General features: G+C 42.3%; 12 protein-coding genes and 1 riboswitch. Of the genes, 10 read left to right on the top strand and 2 right to left on the bottom strand.

The features are described 5' to 3' along the window. The first annotated feature begins 117 nt into the window (after positions 1–117). Positions 118–347: riboswitch (cobalamin riboswitch) on the top strand. Positions 348–533: 186 nt separating this feature from the next. From AB5916_RS02105 to AB5916_RS02085, 5 genes are all read left to right on the top strand, one after another. Continuing rightward, positions 534–2,303, top strand: coding sequence for an Ig domain-containing protein (locus AB5916_RS02105; protein ID WP_368189070.1), 1,770 nt, complete (start codon positions 534–536; stop codon positions 2,301–2,303). Positions 2,304–2,433: 130 nt separating this feature from the next. Then, positions 2,434–5,127 (top strand): hypothetical protein, encoded by a 2,694-nt coding sequence (locus AB5916_RS02100; RefSeq protein WP_368189069.1) that lies wholly within the window; start codon positions 2,434–2,436, stop codon positions 5,125–5,127. Positions 5,128–5,150: 23 nt separating this feature from the next. Further along, positions 5,151–6,338 (top strand): ABC transporter substrate-binding protein, encoded by a 1,188-nt coding sequence (locus AB5916_RS02095; protein ID WP_368189068.1) that lies wholly within the window; start codon positions 5,151–5,153, stop codon positions 6,336–6,338. After that, positions 6,338–7,393 (top strand): iron ABC transporter permease, encoded by a 1,056-nt coding sequence (locus AB5916_RS02090; RefSeq protein ID WP_244092937.1) that lies wholly within the window; start codon positions 6,338–6,340, stop codon positions 7,391–7,393. The genes AB5916_RS02095 and AB5916_RS02090 overlap by 1 nt, the downstream gene beginning before the upstream one ends. Beyond that, complete coding sequence (locus AB5916_RS02085) at positions 7,390–8,481, top strand: ABC transporter ATP-binding protein (RefSeq protein ID WP_368189196.1); 1,092 nt, start codon at positions 7,390–7,392, stop codon at positions 8,479–8,481. The genes AB5916_RS02090 and AB5916_RS02085 overlap by 4 nt, the downstream gene beginning before the upstream one ends. 115 nt (positions 8,482–8,596) lie before the next feature. Here AB5916_RS02085 and nrdG read toward each other — a convergent pair whose 3' ends face one another. Next, positions 8,597–9,097 (bottom strand): anaerobic ribonucleoside-triphosphate reductase activating protein, encoded by a 501-nt coding sequence (gene nrdG / locus AB5916_RS02080; RefSeq protein WP_158420393.1) that lies wholly within the window; start codon positions 9,095–9,097, stop codon positions 8,597–8,599. A gap of 35 nt (positions 9,098–9,132) precedes the next feature. Continuing rightward, positions 9,133–11,322 carry an anaerobic ribonucleoside-triphosphate reductase gene (gene nrdD, locus AB5916_RS02075; RefSeq protein WP_368189067.1) on the bottom strand — a complete coding sequence of 730 codons (2,190 nt, stop codon included), beginning with the start codon at positions 11,320–11,322 and terminating at the stop codon, positions 9,133–9,135. A 375-nt stretch (positions 11,323–11,697) separates the two neighbouring features. Here nrdD and AB5916_RS02070 point away from each other — a divergent pair, with 375 nt between their 5' ends. The 5 genes from AB5916_RS02070 to AB5916_RS02050 all read left to right on the top strand — a co-directional run bounded on the left by AB5916_RS02070 (position 11,698) and on the right by AB5916_RS02050 (position 16,213). After that, a complete protein-coding gene (locus AB5916_RS02070) occupies positions 11,698–12,087 on the top strand; it encodes a PH domain-containing protein (RefSeq protein WP_173727322.1) in 390 nt (129 codons plus the stop codon). Between the two features lie 68 nt (positions 12,088–12,155). Further along, positions 12,156–12,671, top strand: coding sequence for a cysteine hydrolase family protein (locus tag AB5916_RS02065; protein ID WP_368189066.1), 516 nt, complete (start codon positions 12,156–12,158; stop codon positions 12,669–12,671). 544 nt (positions 12,672–13,215) lie between these two features. Beyond that, positions 13,216–13,911, top strand: coding sequence for an L-ribulose-5-phosphate 4-epimerase (locus tag AB5916_RS02060; protein ID WP_158420389.1), 696 nt, complete (start codon positions 13,216–13,218; stop codon positions 13,909–13,911). Positions 13,912–14,037: 126 nt separating this feature from the next. Further along, a complete protein-coding gene (locus AB5916_RS02055) occupies positions 14,038–14,436 on the top strand; it encodes a hypothetical protein (protein ID WP_368189065.1) in 399 nt (132 codons plus the stop codon). A 781-nt stretch (positions 14,437–15,217) separates the two neighbouring features. Beyond that, complete coding sequence (locus AB5916_RS02050) at positions 15,218–16,213, top strand: LacI family DNA-binding transcriptional regulator (RefSeq protein ID WP_173727326.1); 996 nt, start codon at positions 15,218–15,220, stop codon at positions 16,211–16,213. Positions 16,214–16,216: the final 3 nt, after the last annotated feature.

Raw genomic sequence — 16,216 nt, 5'->3', positions numbered from 1 at the left:
TGGCGGCCACAGAGCTGTAAACAGGCATCATAAGAATGTGTGATTTTGTTTGATTTTTCACAATTTTAAAGGAAATCGTATTGATTTCAAAAAATGCTTTTGCTATAATACAGGAAATGAATAAAGACCGTTTACAGTGTCAGCCAGGAGGCAACGATTCCGGCTGTTAAAGGGAATCAGGTGGAAGTCCTGAACGATCCGGTCACTGTGAGCAGGGAGGATACTGCAGGGGCCATTGAGAAGAAGCCTGGATCCGATAGGACTCATGGAAGCCGTCTCTTCTTGAGAAGGAGCAGATATCTGTTGATCTGTGAGCCAGGAAACCTGCTGTGAATGCTGAAGATGGAAGCTTCCGACGAAAGCGATTCATTGCTATTTCTTGTATTGTTTTATTGCACATATGTTTTTTGGCTATGCATATAATGATATGAGCAATTGTGATGCCTGTTTCCAAGCCGGAAGCAGGCTTCTTTTTTGTACAGCAGTACATGTCTTCATTCAAATTGATTGGAAATAACAGGAGGATAAAGATCATGAAAAAACGAAAAATCATTCTTGCAATGCTTCTTTGCGCTGCAATGACAACAGGGAGTGTGCTTCCTGCATTTGGGGAAGATCTTGCAGCAGTAGTGGATGTACAGGATGTAACAGAGGATGAGGCTTTTGATGAGTCTGAGGAGGCAGATTTTGTTGAGTTTACAGACCAGGAGGAAGTGACCTCTGATGTATTAGATGGTGCATTTACCGCTTATCCGGAGGAAGCCGCACCGGTAGCTGAAGATGCAGAGAATCCGGGAACCGTTGCAGCACAGGGATATTATACCTTTGATTTTTCTGATGCAGCTGCACCGGGAGTGACCTGTACTGGCGATATGTTCCGGGTAGTAGCAGCTACTTTATATAGTGACAAAGATGGAGTAATGACAGCTACCATTACTCTTTCCGGCACTGGCAGGGATAAGCTTTATTTTGGAACAGCAGAGGCGGCAGAGGCAGATACTGCTAATCAGATGATTTATTCATCTGTAGTAAAGGATAGTAATGGTAAAGAACAGTATGTATTCGGACCGTTTGCAGTTGCCAAACTGGATAAGGTTATTAATGTGGCTGCACATTCTGTCAAGGGAAATAAATGGAAAGATTACACGATCACCTTCAACTCATCCAAGCTTCTTGCAGCTGCTACAGATGCTGTAGATAACAGCACAGCACTTCCGGATGGTACTTATACACCGGAGAATTTCACAGCTACAGGCGGTACAGGTAAAGTGACCATTACCTGTCCACAGGTTATTGTTGAAAATGGCAAGGCATTTGCAGATGTTACATTCAGCAGCAAGAAATATGTTTATGTAAAGGCAAATAATCAGTTATTTAACGGTACAGTGAATACTTCCGGCGTTACATACAGGATCCCGGTTGACCTGAATGAAGATGTGAAGATCCTTGCACTGACTACAGGTATGAGCATGGCACATGAGATCGCCTATACTCTTCATGTAACATTGAATGAGACACCGGCACCTACTGCTACACCAACACCTACTGAGACGCCGGCTCCCACACCTGCAGCAGTTGCAGCAACTTCATTAAAGGTTTCTGTTTCCAAGCTTACCTTAAAGGCAGGAGCCTCCAGGACAGTCAGTGCCATTGCAGCACCTGCAAATACCACAGACAAGGTGGTATACACTTCCCAGAATCCTTCCGTTGCTACAGTAAACGATGCTGGTAAGATCACTGCAAAAGCAGCAGGTAAGACCAAGATCACTGTAAAAGCAGGATCTAAGGAAAAGACCATTGCTGTAACAGTAACCAAAAAAGCAGTAAAAGTAAAATCTCTTAAGATGAAAAAGGCAGCCCTTACCATGAATAAGGGAACTCAGACTTATGTTTCTTATAAAGTGAATCCAACAGGTGCAACCACAACCCTGAAATGGAAATCTTCTAATAAGAATGTGGCAGCAGTAGACCAGACAGGTAAGATCGTTGCAAAGAAAGCCGGCAAAGCTACGATTACAGTAACAGCAAACGGCAAGAAGGCAACCGTGAAGGTTTCTGTTGTGGATCCATGCACCAGTGTAAAGGTACAGAGCAAGCTTACCTTAAAAGCTGGCAAGTCTGCCAAATTAAAAGTAACAACCACTCCCAAAACAACCGGACAGAAAGCAGCATTTAAGTCAAGCAACAAGAAAGTGGCAACCGTAGATTCCAAGGGAAAAGTAAAAGCCCTGAAAAAAGGAACTGCTAAGATCACTGTTACTGTAGGCAAGCAGAAAGCAACCTGCACAGTAAAAGTAAAATAAATGTAAATGTTCCGTATTTTTACAGTTACAAATAAACAATAGTAGATACAGATAAAGAAAACTGTCCTGTGAAGCATTGTGTGGCACAATATTTTGCAGGGCAGATTCCTGTTTAACAGAGGAGATTCATATGAAACGTAATTCAACAAGATTTCTTGCACTTTTTTTAACCGCTGCCATGTCCGTCACTCCAGCTGTGGCAGCTTTTGGTGAGAATCAGGAGAACAGTGATCAGATCCCTGCCATTTCCCTGGCTCCCCAGCCATCAGAAATGCCGGAGATATCTGTTTCACCTACAGCTGTGCCAGAAAAAGAAGCACTAAATAATGCAGAAACCGATAAAAAGGAAGCTGTTAATGAGTCTAAAGACTCTGAAGGAGAAGATCCGCAAAAGAAAGATTCCCAGGAAAAGGAATCCGAAAAGAAGGATACTGAAAAGAAAGATACTGAAAAGAAAGATACTGAAAAGAAAGATACAGAATCCAAAGATTCGGAAAAGAAAGATCCTGAAAAAGAAGATACAGAAAAAAAAGACCCGGAAGAAAAAGATCCGGAAGAAAAAGATCCGGAAGAAAAAGACCCGGAAGAGGAAGATATTTTCAAGGATAAAGAGTTCAGACCAAGCATTACAGACTATACAGCAGCTGAAGGCAAGATCACCCTGGTGGTGAAAGGCAATGACAGTGTGTTTGACAGACTGTATGTAGGAAAAAAAGAAGATGCAGATAAATCAAAGGTAATAACAGGAACTGCTGATACAGATGGAACCTATCGCTTTACCTTTGATGTTCCTGCAGAAATGAAAAACCAGGCTCTTTCTGTTGTGCCGGGAAACAGCAATAACGGCGGAGAGATTAAATGGTATACAGCCAAAGACTGTACCATTACAGTCCCGGATGTGGTGCCGGCTCCCACCAGTATTCCCCAACCCACAGATAGTCCCCAGCCTACTGCCATACCGGAACCGACCGCTATCCCAGAGCCGACCCAGATACCTTCTCCAACCCCAACTCAGACACCAGCTCCGGCTATTCCAAATGGAGTATATAAGATCAATGTTACCTCCAGCGCATTTATGTTCCGTGTGGTAGACTGTCAGCTTACCTCCAAAGATGGTGTGATGACAGCAATCCTTACACTTAGCGGTGTAGGCTATGATTATCTGTTTATGGGCACAAAAGAAGAAGCAGATCAGGCTGACCGCTCCACCTGGATTCCTTTTACTCCAAATGCAGCAGGCAAATACACATATCCGGTACCTGTTTCTGCCCTGGATACAGGCATTGCAGTAGCCGGACATTCCAAGAGCCATAATCTGTGGTATGACCGTATCCTTACTTTTAATTCCGGCACTTTGGAAAAGATCGCAGATCTGAATGTTCAGGAGGATCCATCCAATCCAGATCAGGAAAATAAGGATAATAGCAGTGATCCGAACAAAAAGAAGGATGACAAAAAGAAAAACAATAAAAAGGATAAAAATAAAAAAGACAAAAAAGATAAAAACAAGAAAAACAATAAGGTACAAACACCGGGAAAGGATGTGGACAAGGAATCTAAATACGAATCCGATCTTAGCGGCGGTACATCTAAGGTGGACAGTTCTACAGGTCTGAAGGATGGTTCTTATGTACCGGATAAGTTTTCCTGGTCCGGTGGAACCGGTAAGGTGCAGATCAGCTGCAGCAAGGTATCCATTACAGGTGGTCAGGCATATGCGACCATTACTTTCAGCAGTGATGCATACGGCTATGTGAAAGCTAACGGAAATATGTACTATCCGGATCACAGCGGCGGCGGTTCCACATTTGTGATTCCTGTAGCCTTAAATAAAAATAATTCTATCATTGGTATGACCACCAGAATGTCTGTGCCTCATGAGATCCAATACAGTATATTTGTATATCTGAATGGTGCAGATAACAAAAGTGACAAAGACAAAGAAAATCCTTCTTCTTCTGACAGTATGGTTTCCACCGGCAATAAAAAACTGGACGACAAAGCACCGGAGATCACCGGTCTTGAGTACAAGGATGAAACTACTTTGGAACATGCAAAACACCTGAAAGTGTATCATTATGAAAATGACATTACACTTCTTGAGGTGGATATGACCACTGATACTGCCCGTACAAAAGAATCTGTTCAAGCAGAAGGCGAAGCAAATACAGAAGAAACAGCAGCAGGCAATGAAGAAACAGCAGCAGTATCTGAGGACGAAGAAACAGCAGCTGTGACTTCTGATGAGGAACAATCCATGGCAGCAGCTCCTGAAGAGGAAAGCGGTTCTTCTGCTCCTGCAGAGTCTACAGGGGATAAGATCGAACAGCTTTATATGGGAAATGTGATCAAATATCTGATCGTTCCGGAAGATGCAGATGTTCCGGCAGGTCTTGATAAAGATGTGATCCTGATCCGGAAGCCTGTAGAGAAAACTTATGTGGACTCTGCAAATGCAGCGGAGGCCATGGATAAGCTGGGATTGACAGACAAGATTTCCATGATAGGATCAGATCTTACCGATCTTCCTGAAGCTCTGTCATCTGCTGTGGAAGCAGGAACTTTGGAAAGCACAGGGACTTATACAGACCTGGATTATAAGACGATGCTGAAAAGCCAGTGTACCCTTGCTATTCTGCCATCCGATATCCTTCCTAAGACAGAAGAGGATCTGGATGCAAAAACAGAAGAACTAAGGAGCACTGCCCAGAGATTTGCACTTCTTGAGATCCCGTTCATCGTTGACCGATCTTCAGATGAAGAAAATGATGAGGCAGTGGCAGAATGGGAAGAAGTTTACAAGACAATCTTTGATGTGAAATAACAACAGAAAGGAGAAACAGATCCATGTTTAATAAAAAAATGAAACAGAGGATATGTGCTGTCTTGCTTACTGCTGTGATGGCATTTACTACAGCAGGCATCCCTGTAATGGCAGAAGAAATTGCTTCAGACACAGCAGCGGATGAGGAGTTTAAGGATGAGGCACCTCAGATCCCTGGACTTACCTATGAGTCAGAAATGGAACTGAAATATGCGCAGTGTTTTCATGTGTTTTATTACAATGACGGATATGCGCTGATTGATATTAAAGATGACGGTCAGTTCCTTGTGGTTCCGGAAGGCAAAGAAGCTCCGGCAGATATGGACAAAAGCATTACTGTGATCCAGAAGCCGGTTTCCAGGATCTACCTGGCTGCAACTTCAGCAATGGCTTTGTTCAATGCCATTGACGGGCTGGACAGCATCCGACTTTCAGGGACACAGGCCTCCGGCTGGTATGTGGATGATGCAGCTCAGGCTATGGAAGATGGAAAGATCCTTTTTGCAGGAAAATATGATGAACCGGATTATGAGCTTCTGATCAATGAGGATTGTGATCTTGCTATTGAATCTACCATGATCCTTCATTCTCCAAAGGTGGCTGAGATGATCAAAGAACTGGGGATCCCGGTTATGATCGATCACTCCAGCTATGAAACACATCCGCTGGGAAGAACGGAATGGGTGAAGCTTTACAGTGTGCTGCTTGGTAAAGAGAAGGAAGCAGCGGCATTCTTTGATGATCAGGCAAAGGTGATCGAGGATTTAAGCGGGTTTACCAACACAGAGAAAACCGTTGCTTATTTCTATATCAATACTGACGGATCCGCAGTAGTTCGTACCAGTGATGACTATATTCCCAAGATGATCGAGATTGCAGGGGGAAGATATATTTTCCCTGATCTGAAAAATACAGAAGGCACAGGATCTTCTGTCCGCCTTACCATGGAGGAATTCTATAATCAGGCGGTGAATGCAGACTACCTTATTTATAATGCATCCATTGACAGCCCTATTACAAGCATTGACGATCTTCTTGCAAAAAGCGATCTGTTTGCAGATTTCAAGGCTGTAAAAGACGGCAATGTGTGGTGTACAGGCAAACAGCTATATCAGGCTACAGACATTGTAGGAGAACTGATCAAGGATGTGCATCTGATGCTGACAGACGGAGATGAGAAGGATATGACCTTCCTTACAAGGGTGAGCTGATGGAGAGATCAACAGAAAATACAAGCTTTCATATGGAAAATTTCCGGAGACGATCCAGATATGCAGTGGTTTTTATAGGCCTGATCTTTGCATTTTGCCTGATCACTGTACTGAATATTAACACAGGAAGTGTACACATATCAGTCCCGGATATTTTCAAGATCATTTTCACTAAAAGCGGTGATGCTACAGCATACAATATTATTTGGAAAATCCGTTTTCCCAGGATCCTGATGGCAGCCATCCTGGGAGGAGGGCTTTCTCTTTCCGGATTTTTATTACAGACCTTTTTTTCAAATCCTATTGCAGGTCCGTTTGTGCTTGGGATTTCCTCCGGAGCGAAGATGATGGTTGCTTTGACTATGATCGTATTCCTTCAAAGATTCCATGTGGTTTCTTCCTATACACTGGTTGTGGCGGCTTTTATTGGTTCGCTTATATCGGTGGCTTTTATCCTTCTGTTTTCCAGAAGGCTGCACAGCATGGCCACCCTTCTGGTAGCCGGGATCATGATCGGATATATCTGTTCTGCCATCACAGATTTTGTGATCACCTTTGCAGAGGATTCGGACATTGTAAATCTTCATGGATGGTCCCAGGGCAGTTTTTCCGGAATGAGCTGGAGCAATGTGCAGGTTTCTGCCATTATCATAGGGATTACCTTTTTGATCCTGTTTTTCATGGCAAAGCCTATTGGTGCATTCCAGCTTGGAGAAGCTTATGCCCAGAGTATGGGAGTAAATATTAAAGTATTTAAGATTGCTCTGATCCTTTTGTCAAGTATCCTTTCCGGATGTGTTACTGCTTTTGCCGGACCGATCTCATTTGTGGGAATCGCAGTGCCTCATCTGGTAAAGCTGGCGTTGAAAACAGCCAGGCCACTTGTGGTGATTCCAGGCGTGTTCCTGGGAGGCGCTGTGTTCTGTATGATGTGTGACCTGATCGCCAGAATGGCCTTTTCACCATTGGAACTGAATATCAGTACAGTAACGTCCATTTTCGGTGCCCCGGTAGTAATCGTAATGATGCTCCGCAAGAAAGGAAGGCAGGCCTGATGAATTATTATTTTCAGATGAAGGATCTGGCAGTAGGTTATCACAAACAGCCCCTGATCCATGATATTAATATTAACATTGAAAAAGGTGAGATCGTTACTCTCATCGGGCCTAACGGATCTGGTAAATCTACCATTTTGAAAAGTATTACCAGGCAGCTGGAACTGATCGGCGGGAGAGTCTATATTGCCTCCAGGGATCTGCAGGGATTATCTTATAAGACCTTGTCTACAGAAATGGCAGTGGTACTTACTGAAAGGATCCGACCGGAACTGATGACCTGTCATGATATTGTTGCTACAGGGCGTTATCCTTATACAGGAAGACTTGGCGTGCTTTCAAGAGAAGATGAAGACAAAGTAGATCAGGCGATGAAAGCTGTCCATGCAGTGGAGCTAGGCGGCAGGGATTTTAATGCCATCAGTGACGGTCAGAGACAGAGAGTGCTGCTTGCAAGGGCAATTTGTCAGGAACCAGATATGATCATTCTGGATGAGCCTACCTCATTTCTGGATATCCGTCATAAGCTGGATCTTTTATCCATTCTTCGTTCTATGGCAAAGGAAAAAGGGATCACAGTGGTTATGTCCCTTCATGAGATCGATCTTGCCCAGAAGATTGCAGATAAGATCATCTGCGTAAAGGGAGAGCAGATTTCCCATTACGGGGTTCCGGAGGAGATTTTTAAAGAAGAGATCATCAGGGATTTGTATGAGATTAACAATGGTTTTTATGATCCTGTTTTTGGAAGTATTGAACTTCCAAGACCGGAAGGGGAGCCAAAGGTGTTTGTGATCTCAGGGGCAGGAAGCGGGATTCCGGTTTACCGTTCCCTTCAAAAAGAGGGGATACCATTTGCAGCAGGCATCCTTTATACCAATGATATTGATTATCGATTAGCCAAAGAATTGGCCGCACAAACAGTTACAGAGCAGCCTTTTTCTGACATATCTAAGGAAACCTATGAGCAGGCACTGGCTCTAATGAAGAAATGCCAGCGTGTGATCGTTACAGATGTGCCGGAAGGAACTTGTAACCATCGTCTGTTTGACTTGATCAAAGAAGCAAGAAGACTGGGGATGGCTTAAAGGTCAGAGGGAACAAACATTTGATCACAAAAGAAGATCCTGTATCAATTCGCAGAAATGATAAGCTGCGGAGTTGGTACAGGATCTTTTTGATCTGATACTTCATATGTGATGCTTATGCCTGCTTACGGATTTCTTGTAAATGCAGGATCCGCTGGTTGCTGCTGCCTCGGAAAGCAAGGGAAATGTCTTTCAAAGCTTCTACAAATTCACCATCTACAAGAACATCTATACAGGAAAGCATTTCTTCTGTAAATGGGGTATAGACCTTACCTCCCGGGATCAGATCCACATCGTAGAGATAACCGGTGTAGCACCAGATGGTTTTGTCCGGATAGGTCTTGCGGATATCCTTCAGAAGACCTGCAAGAACCTGCTGGTTCTCAGGCTCGAAAGGCTCACCGCCAAGAAGAGAGAAGCCTTCTATATACGAAGGCTTCATAAACTCTATGATGGATCTGTGTGTTGCTTCTGTAAAGGGCTGTCCATAATCAAAGTTCCAGGTTTCGGAATTGAAGCAGCCTTTACAATGATGACGGCAGCCAGAAACAAACAGGCTTACACGAACGCCGGTGCCATTGGCAATGTCATATGGCTTAATAGTACCATAATGCATGATAATATAATCTCCTTTGGAACAGATAATCAGTTTTACAGATGAAGCACACGATCCTTGATCTCCTGGGTACGACCCTGATTCCAGAACTGGGTGCCAATGTATCCGCAGGTCCTGCGGGCAACACTCATTTTATTCTGGTCACGGTTACCGCATTTAGGACATTCCCAGATCAGCTTGCCATTATCATCCTCTTTGATCAGGATCTCTCCGTCATAACCGCAGATGTCACAGTAATCGCTTTTTGTATTTAACTCTGCGTACATAATGTTGTCATAAATGAATTTCATAACAGATAAAACAGCAGGGATGTTATTCTGCATATTTGGAACTTCTACATAACTGATGGCACCGCCAGGAGATAACTTCTGGAATGCGGACTCGAACTTCAGCTTGGTGAAAGCGTCTATTTCCTCTGTTACATGCACATGATAACTGTTGGTAATATAATTACGGTCTGTTACGCCTGGGATGATACCAAAGCGTTTCTGCAGGCATTTAGCAAAACGGTAAGTGGTAGATTCCATAGGAGTACCATATACGGAATAACTGATATTCTCAGCTGCTTTCCACTGGGCACATTTGTCATTTAAACGCTGCATAACCTGAAGGGCAAAGGGGCGGGCTTCCGGATCCGTATGGGATTTGCCTGTCATTCGTACACACATTTCGTGGATACCTGCATATCCAAGTGAAATAGTGGAGTAGCCGCCATATAAAAGCTTGTCAATGGTTTCACCCTTCTGAAGTCTGGCAAGTGCACCATACTGCCACAGGATAGGTGCTACATCCGAAACAGTACCAAGAAGGCGTTCATGTCTGCAGCGGAGTGCACGGTGGCAAAGTTCCAGACGTTCATCCAGGATCTGCCAGAAACGGTCCATATTGCCTTCGGAAGAGCAGGCTACATCTACCAGATTGATGGTAACAACACCCTGATTAAAACGGCCATAGAACTTGTAAGAACCATCTGCATTACGCTGAGAGTCCTCTACTGTCAGGAAAGAGCGGCAGCCCATGCATGGGTAAACATTGCCTCCTTTCAGTTCCCGCATGATCTTGGCGGAAATATAATCCGGAACCATACGTTTGGCAGTACATTTGGCAGCTAATTCTGTAAGATACCAGTATCTGGAATCTTCTGTAATATTATCTTCATCCAACACATAGATCAGTTTAGGGAATGCAGGAGTGATCCAGGCACCACGCTCATTCTTAACACCCTGCATACGCTGTGCCATAACTTCCTCAATGATCATGGCAAGGTCATCTCTGGTGCGGCCTTCCGGCACTTCATCCAAATACATGAAGATGGTAACAAATGGAGCCTGTCCATTACAGGTCATCAGTGTGATCAGCTGATACTGGATCGTCTGGATACCGCTCTGGATCTCGTCTTTCAGTCTGCGCTCTGTGATCTTGTCAATGATCTCTTCATCCATGGACTCTCCACAGGCGATACGTTCCGCTACAACTTTCTTGCGAAGCTTCTGACGACTAATATCTACAAATGGAGCCAGATGAGCCAGAGTAAAGGACTGACCGCCATACTGGTTGCTGGCTACCTGTGCAACGATCTGGGTGGTAACATTACATGCTGTGAAAAAACTGTGTGGCTTCTCGATCATGGTCTGGCTGATCACAGTACCGTTTTGAAGCATATCCTGAAGATTGATCAGATCGCAGTTGTGTTCCCTCTGGGCATAATAATCTGAATCATGGAAATGGATAATCCCTTCTTCATGTGCACGTACAATATCTTCGGGAAGCAACACACGCATAGTAAGATCCTTGCTTACTTCACCTGCCATATAATCACGCTGGGTGGAGTTGATAGTAGGATTCTTATTGGAGTTCTCCTGCTTGGCGTTTTCATTGATCTGATCCAGCAGGGAGAGGATATTATCATCTGTAGTATTGGATTTGCGGGTAAGTTCTCTTTTGTAACGATAGCGTACATATTTCTGTGCTACTTCGTAACCACGCATCTCCATAATGCCAGTCTCTACCATATCCTGGATATCTTCTACATTGACTGCATGAGAGGCAGCCAGGGCTCTGGAAGCCACAGTCTCGGCAACTGCCATGATCTGGAATTCGCTGAGCTGATGGATCTTCGGAACCTCTTCATTGGCTTTCTTGATCGCATTTATGATTTTGCTCTTGTCGAAGATCACTTCTTCGCCATTTCGCTTGATAACATTTGTTCTGATCTCTGTTTCCATGCTTTCCCTTCCTTTCTTTTATATACCTATATATTGTGTATAATTGTCTGATTGGCAACTAAATATAGTGCAAATGTTGCAATATCTATATTACAGGTTTTCAGAGAAAAGTCAAGCCTAAATCGCAAAGAATCCTTTACGAAAATTCAGGTGAGAATATGGCAATACTCACAAAAAACATTGGAGCTTATACAGCGGGCATTGACAGTTCATCAAAAATAAGGTACATTTTTACTGATCCATTGATTTGCTGTAACTATTCAGAAGGTAATTGTAAGGGTAATGGACCGTTACGATTCGTCTTTGGGTGCAGTGATGCACCTGTTTTTTAGATTTACATGATGAAATCAATGGCAAAGGAAGGGAGATATGACTATGACTTACAAAGAAAAAAAGCGCTCCTTGTTGTTTTTGGGCTTACCATGGACTTTTACTTCTTATACTGTAACAGATGAGATCATAACTGTAGATTCAGGTTTATTAAAAAAAGAAGAGAATGACTGTTATTTATATAAGGTGATCGATGTTCGTCTTGAGACCCGCCTGTTTGAGCGGATGCTTGGGCTTGGCACCATTCATTGCTTTACCGGAGATGTAACAGATCCGGATCTTAAACTGCTGCATATCAGGCACGCAAAAGAAATCAAAGATTACATCCTTAAACAGTCTGAGCAGGAGAGACTGAAAAGAAAAACATTGAATACACAGCATCTTGACGGCAATCCGGGCATCAGCAAAATGGCCCAGACAGATAGCTGCAGATAGGATTGGCAGACAGCAGTTCCAGGAAGCATATGGTATCTGGGATGGCATGTGAAACACGGAGGATGAATATGGACATTTTAGTTGTGATCGATATGCAGAATGATTTTATTGACGGAGCCCTAGGCACACCAGAAGCGGAAGCAATCGTGCCTAATGTGGTGGACAAGATAAAGAATTTCAACGGCCTAGTGCTGGCTACCAGAGATACTCACAGCGGTGATTATCTTCAGACCCAGGAGGGAAGAATGCTTCCTGTGGAGCACTGCATCCGTGGGACATACGGCTGGGAGATCAGGGATGAGATCGCAAAGCTTCTGGAATCCGGTCCTATTGATAAGCCAACTTTTGGAAGCGAAACCTTAGGAAAGGTTCTAAAGGAATTTCATAAATCCCAGACTATCCACAGTATTACCCTGGTTGGTCTTTGTACAGATATCTGTGTGATCTCCAATGCTATGCTGCTGAAAGCATTTTTGCCGGAGGTGCCAATTATTGTGGATTCCCTCTGCTGCGCAGGCGTAACGCCCAAGAGCCATGAGCAGGCGCTGGAGGCTATGAAGGTTTGTCAGATAAAAGTAATATAATATGAGAGAATTGGAAGGCCGCTGTAAAAACACAGCGGCTCTTTTTATGTCAGACACAAAAAGCCGGTTGATCAGAAATATTTTTATTAGGCAAACCATATATATTTGTCTGGCTTTTTGACAAAACAGGGGGATTGTTTGTTGTTGTTAAGAGAAAGCCTAAGATATAATCAAGAAAAATATAGACAAATATAAAAGGAAGTGAAAATTTTATGATGGTAAAATTGGGGAAGAAAATAGTGAAATTCAGGGTGACCATCTTGATTCTTAGTATTGTATTGCTTCTTGTAACAGAAAGTCATTGGTGGCGATGAATAAGAACGTTCTGTATTTAACTTTTTGTTTTTCTATGGATTAAGTCATATCCAGTATTACAAAGTCTTGTCTGAAAAAGCAGTAACTGATATAGTATATAACAAGTACTTTACTTGAAGATATGAGACGAGGTGAAAAGATGTTGAATTTTTTTGGAGCAAGATTTCCAAGATAACCATGTATTTACCGGAAACGATGGCTTACGTTGTGTGAAAAGGAGAGAACGAGTATGCTTGAAAAATTAAAAGAAGAAGTTTACAGAGCAAATATGGATCTTCCCAGATATGGATTGGTCACTTTTACCTGGGGTAATGTTAGTGGTATTGATCGTGAAAAAGGACTTTTTGTAATCAAGCCCAGTGGTGTAGAGTATGATAAGCTAAGGCCAGAAGACATGGTAGTAGTTGACCTTGATGGAAATAAAGTAGAAGGTGAATATAATCCCTCTTCTGATACTCCTACACATGTGGTTTTGTATAATGAATTCCCGAATATCGGAGGAATCGTGCACACACATTCTGAGTGGGCAACCAGCTGGGCTCAGGCCGGCAGATCCATTCCATGCTATGGTACAACACATGCAGATTATATTTATGGAGAGGTTCCATGTGTGCGTAACCTGACAAAAGAGGAAATCGATGAAGCTTATGAAAAAAATACAGGTGTTCTGATCGCAGAGCATTTCAAACAACTTGATTATGAAGCTGTACCTGCTGTGCTCTGCAAGAATCACGGACCTTTTACCTGGGGTAAGGATGCTCATGAAGCCGTGCATAATGCTGTTGTGCTTGAGGAAGTTGCTAAGATGGCGTGTCGTTGTGAGCTGATCAATCCGCATGTAAAACCGGCACCCCAGGAACTGCAGGATAAGCATTATTACAGGAAGCATGGCAATAATGCCTATTATGGACAGATTAAGAGATAAGTGAAATATTTTTTCTTTTTACATAACAACCTCTAAAAAACATTTTTCCAACTAGCAGAGCTAATGCTATAATTAGAGTAGACAAAAAAGTATAGCTATGAATGAAAGAAAGAATGGTGGCTGGTTATGAAAAATGAAAAAAGAAAGAAGGGAAAGGTCCGGTGTTTGTCTGTTTTGCTCACAGGCTGCCTGTTGTTGTCTGTGATGCCTGCAACAGCATTTGCAACTGAGGATACTACGGTTGCTGCGGAAGATAAGGATACCATAGCAGAAAAGACTCAGATGTCAGAGCAGGAAAGTACACCGGGAGAAAACAGAACCGAAGAGAGTGTAACAGACGAAAGTAAAGCAGACGAAAGCAAAGCAGACGAAAGCATAAAAGACGAAAGCAAAACAGGAGAATGCAGTACAGAAGAAAGTAGTGCAGAAGAGGGTAATTCAGGAGAAAGTAAAACAGAAGAAGATATAACAGACGAAATGCAACATATGAAGCGACCTGGAAGCGTAAACCTGCGCCGACCATAACCCCCAGCGAAAACAAGCCGAATACAGAAGAAACGGAAAAACCAATAACAAGTGAAACGAAAGGTCCTAAAACAAGCGATACAGCAAGCTCCAAAGCAGAAAAAACCACAATTCCCCAAACAGGTGATACCAGTAATGTGCCTTTATGGTTTGCTATGTTGATTGCCAGTGCCGGTGTAGCCATCAGCACAGCAATTGTAAGCAAAAAGAAAAGATATAACAGATAACAGAATTATTGCTTTCCCTTGAAACACAGGAGAAAACTCACCAAATACAGGGTAGTTACACATATTTTGTATAACTGCTCTGTATTTTTCTGAATCATACTTAAGTATGTTAGAAAATGATGTCTTGGGCAAAAGCCCGAGGCTATGATACCTACGGATTGTTTTGTGCGATGCACTCCCACAATCCTGGTATCACAAAAATAAGAGCATGAATTTGTGTAGAATACACAAAATATCAGTTTCTTTTAAAATTGAATTGACATTTCTGATAAGAAGTGGTATTACTAAAGCATAGCTAATGCAAGCGCTTTCATAACGAAGGCGCATATAATTAACCAAGCTATGCAACCGCTTGCATAACAAAAAGATGAAAGGAGGTATTGCAAAATATATTTTTTTACCATGGAATGCAACCGCTTGCACAATGCTGGATATAAGGTTATAATAACGATAAAACAACAGGGTTAATTCAATAATATGATTTTGGTGTCAAAACACCAAAATCATGATTACATAAAGATCAGAAGAATAATCTTATATCAGGGAGGATGCATATGAGGGCAACATTAAATGATATCGCAAAAAAAGTGGGAGTTTCTCAATCAACTGTATCAAGAGTGATTAATGGAACAGCACCTATTTCAGATGAGATGAAAAATAAAGTTTATAAAGCAATGAAAGAGCTTAATTATCATCCCAACAGCCTTGCACGAAACCTTGCGAAAGGAAAATCTCTTACGATTGGATTAGTTGTAGATGCTGACAATGAGAATGCATTTGCCAATACCTTTTTCACACGAAGTGTTTATGCAATGGAAAAAGTAGCACAGAGAAACGGTTACAGTCTTTTGATCACAAATGATGTGGAAGAAAAAAGTTCTCCGGCATGTGAACTGATTTTTGGACACAGAGTGGATGGGTTAATTCTGACTGCTTCAGAATTGAACCAGAATATTTTATCAGCCCTGAAAAATGAAAATATTCCATGGATAGTAATGGGAGAAAAACCGGAAAAAAATGAAACTATGAACTGGGTAGATATGGACAATTTCCAGGGAAGCGTAAAAGCAGTTGAGCATTTGATTAACTGTGGCTATAAAAAGATTGCTTATGCAGCAGATGATCTGGATGCCATGTTTACTAAACGAAGAATCCAGGGTTATGAGAAAACTTTGGATAAAAAAGATACCTGTATTATTTTCAAGGAGAAGAATAAGGAAGAACTGGAAAGAAAAATTATAAAAGCAACAGAACAGGAAAATGTAGACGCGTTTTTATGTTCTAACAATATAATTGCTTTTCACGTACTGCAGGCTATGAAGAAAATTGGAAAACAGGTACCCAAGGAAATTGGAATCGTAACTTTTGATAATTATCCCTTTGCTGAATATATGGATCCGCCACTTACCGTAGTGGATATCGATACCTACAAGCTTGGGGAAATGGCAGCAGAGGTTTTGATCAATAAAATAAAAGATCAAGATTATATACAAAGAGAGAACCTGATTTCTACAGAGTTAATTGTAAGAGCTTCTACTCAAAATGTATAATAA

The organism is Blautia sp. 1033sp1_1033st1_G9_1033SCRN_220408 (genome assembly GCF_040929965.1).
In the GTDB taxonomy this organism is placed as follows: Bacteria; Bacillota; Clostridia; order Lachnospirales; family Lachnospiraceae; genus Blautia_A; species Blautia_A ammoniilytica.
This window is presented reverse-complemented; position numbering and strand designations above follow the sequence as displayed.

What these genes read in the sequence shown, in the direction of transcription:
- AB5916_RS02105 (WP_368189070.1), top strand. Translation starts at nt 534, where the DNA reads ATGAAAAAACGAAAAATCATTCTTGCAATGCTTCTTTGCGCTGCAATG.
- AB5916_RS02100 (WP_368189069.1), top strand. Translation starts at nt 2,434, where the DNA reads ATGAAACGTAATTCAACAAGATTTCTTGCACTTTTTTTAACCGCTGCC.
- AB5916_RS02095 (WP_368189068.1), top strand. Translation starts at nt 5,151, where the DNA reads ATGTTTAATAAAAAAATGAAACAGAGGATATGTGCTGTCTTGCTTACT.
- AB5916_RS02090 (WP_244092937.1), top strand. Translation starts at nt 6,338, where the DNA reads ATGGAGAGATCAACAGAAAATACAAGCTTTCATATGGAAAATTTCCGG.
- nrdG (WP_158420393.1), bottom strand. Translation starts at nt 9,097, where the DNA reads ATGCATTATGGTACTATTAAGCCATATGACATTGCCAATGGCACCGGC.
- nrdD (WP_368189067.1), bottom strand. Translation starts at nt 11,322, where the DNA reads ATGGAAACAGAGATCAGAACAAATGTTATCAAGCGAAATGGCGAAGAA.
- AB5916_RS02070 (WP_173727322.1), top strand. Translation starts at nt 11,698, where the DNA reads ATGACTTACAAAGAAAAAAAGCGCTCCTTGTTGTTTTTGGGCTTACCA.
- AB5916_RS02065 (WP_368189066.1), top strand. Translation starts at nt 12,156, where the DNA reads ATGGACATTTTAGTTGTGATCGATATGCAGAATGATTTTATTGACGGA.
- AB5916_RS02060 (WP_158420389.1), top strand. Translation starts at nt 13,216, where the DNA reads ATGCTTGAAAAATTAAAAGAAGAAGTTTACAGAGCAAATATGGATCTT.
- AB5916_RS02055 (WP_368189065.1), top strand. Translation starts at nt 14,038, where the DNA reads ATGAAAAATGAAAAAAGAAAGAAGGGAAAGGTCCGGTGTTTGTCTGTT.
- AB5916_RS02050 (WP_173727326.1), top strand. Translation starts at nt 15,218, where the DNA reads ATGAGGGCAACATTAAATGATATCGCAAAAAAAGTGGGAGTTTCTCAA.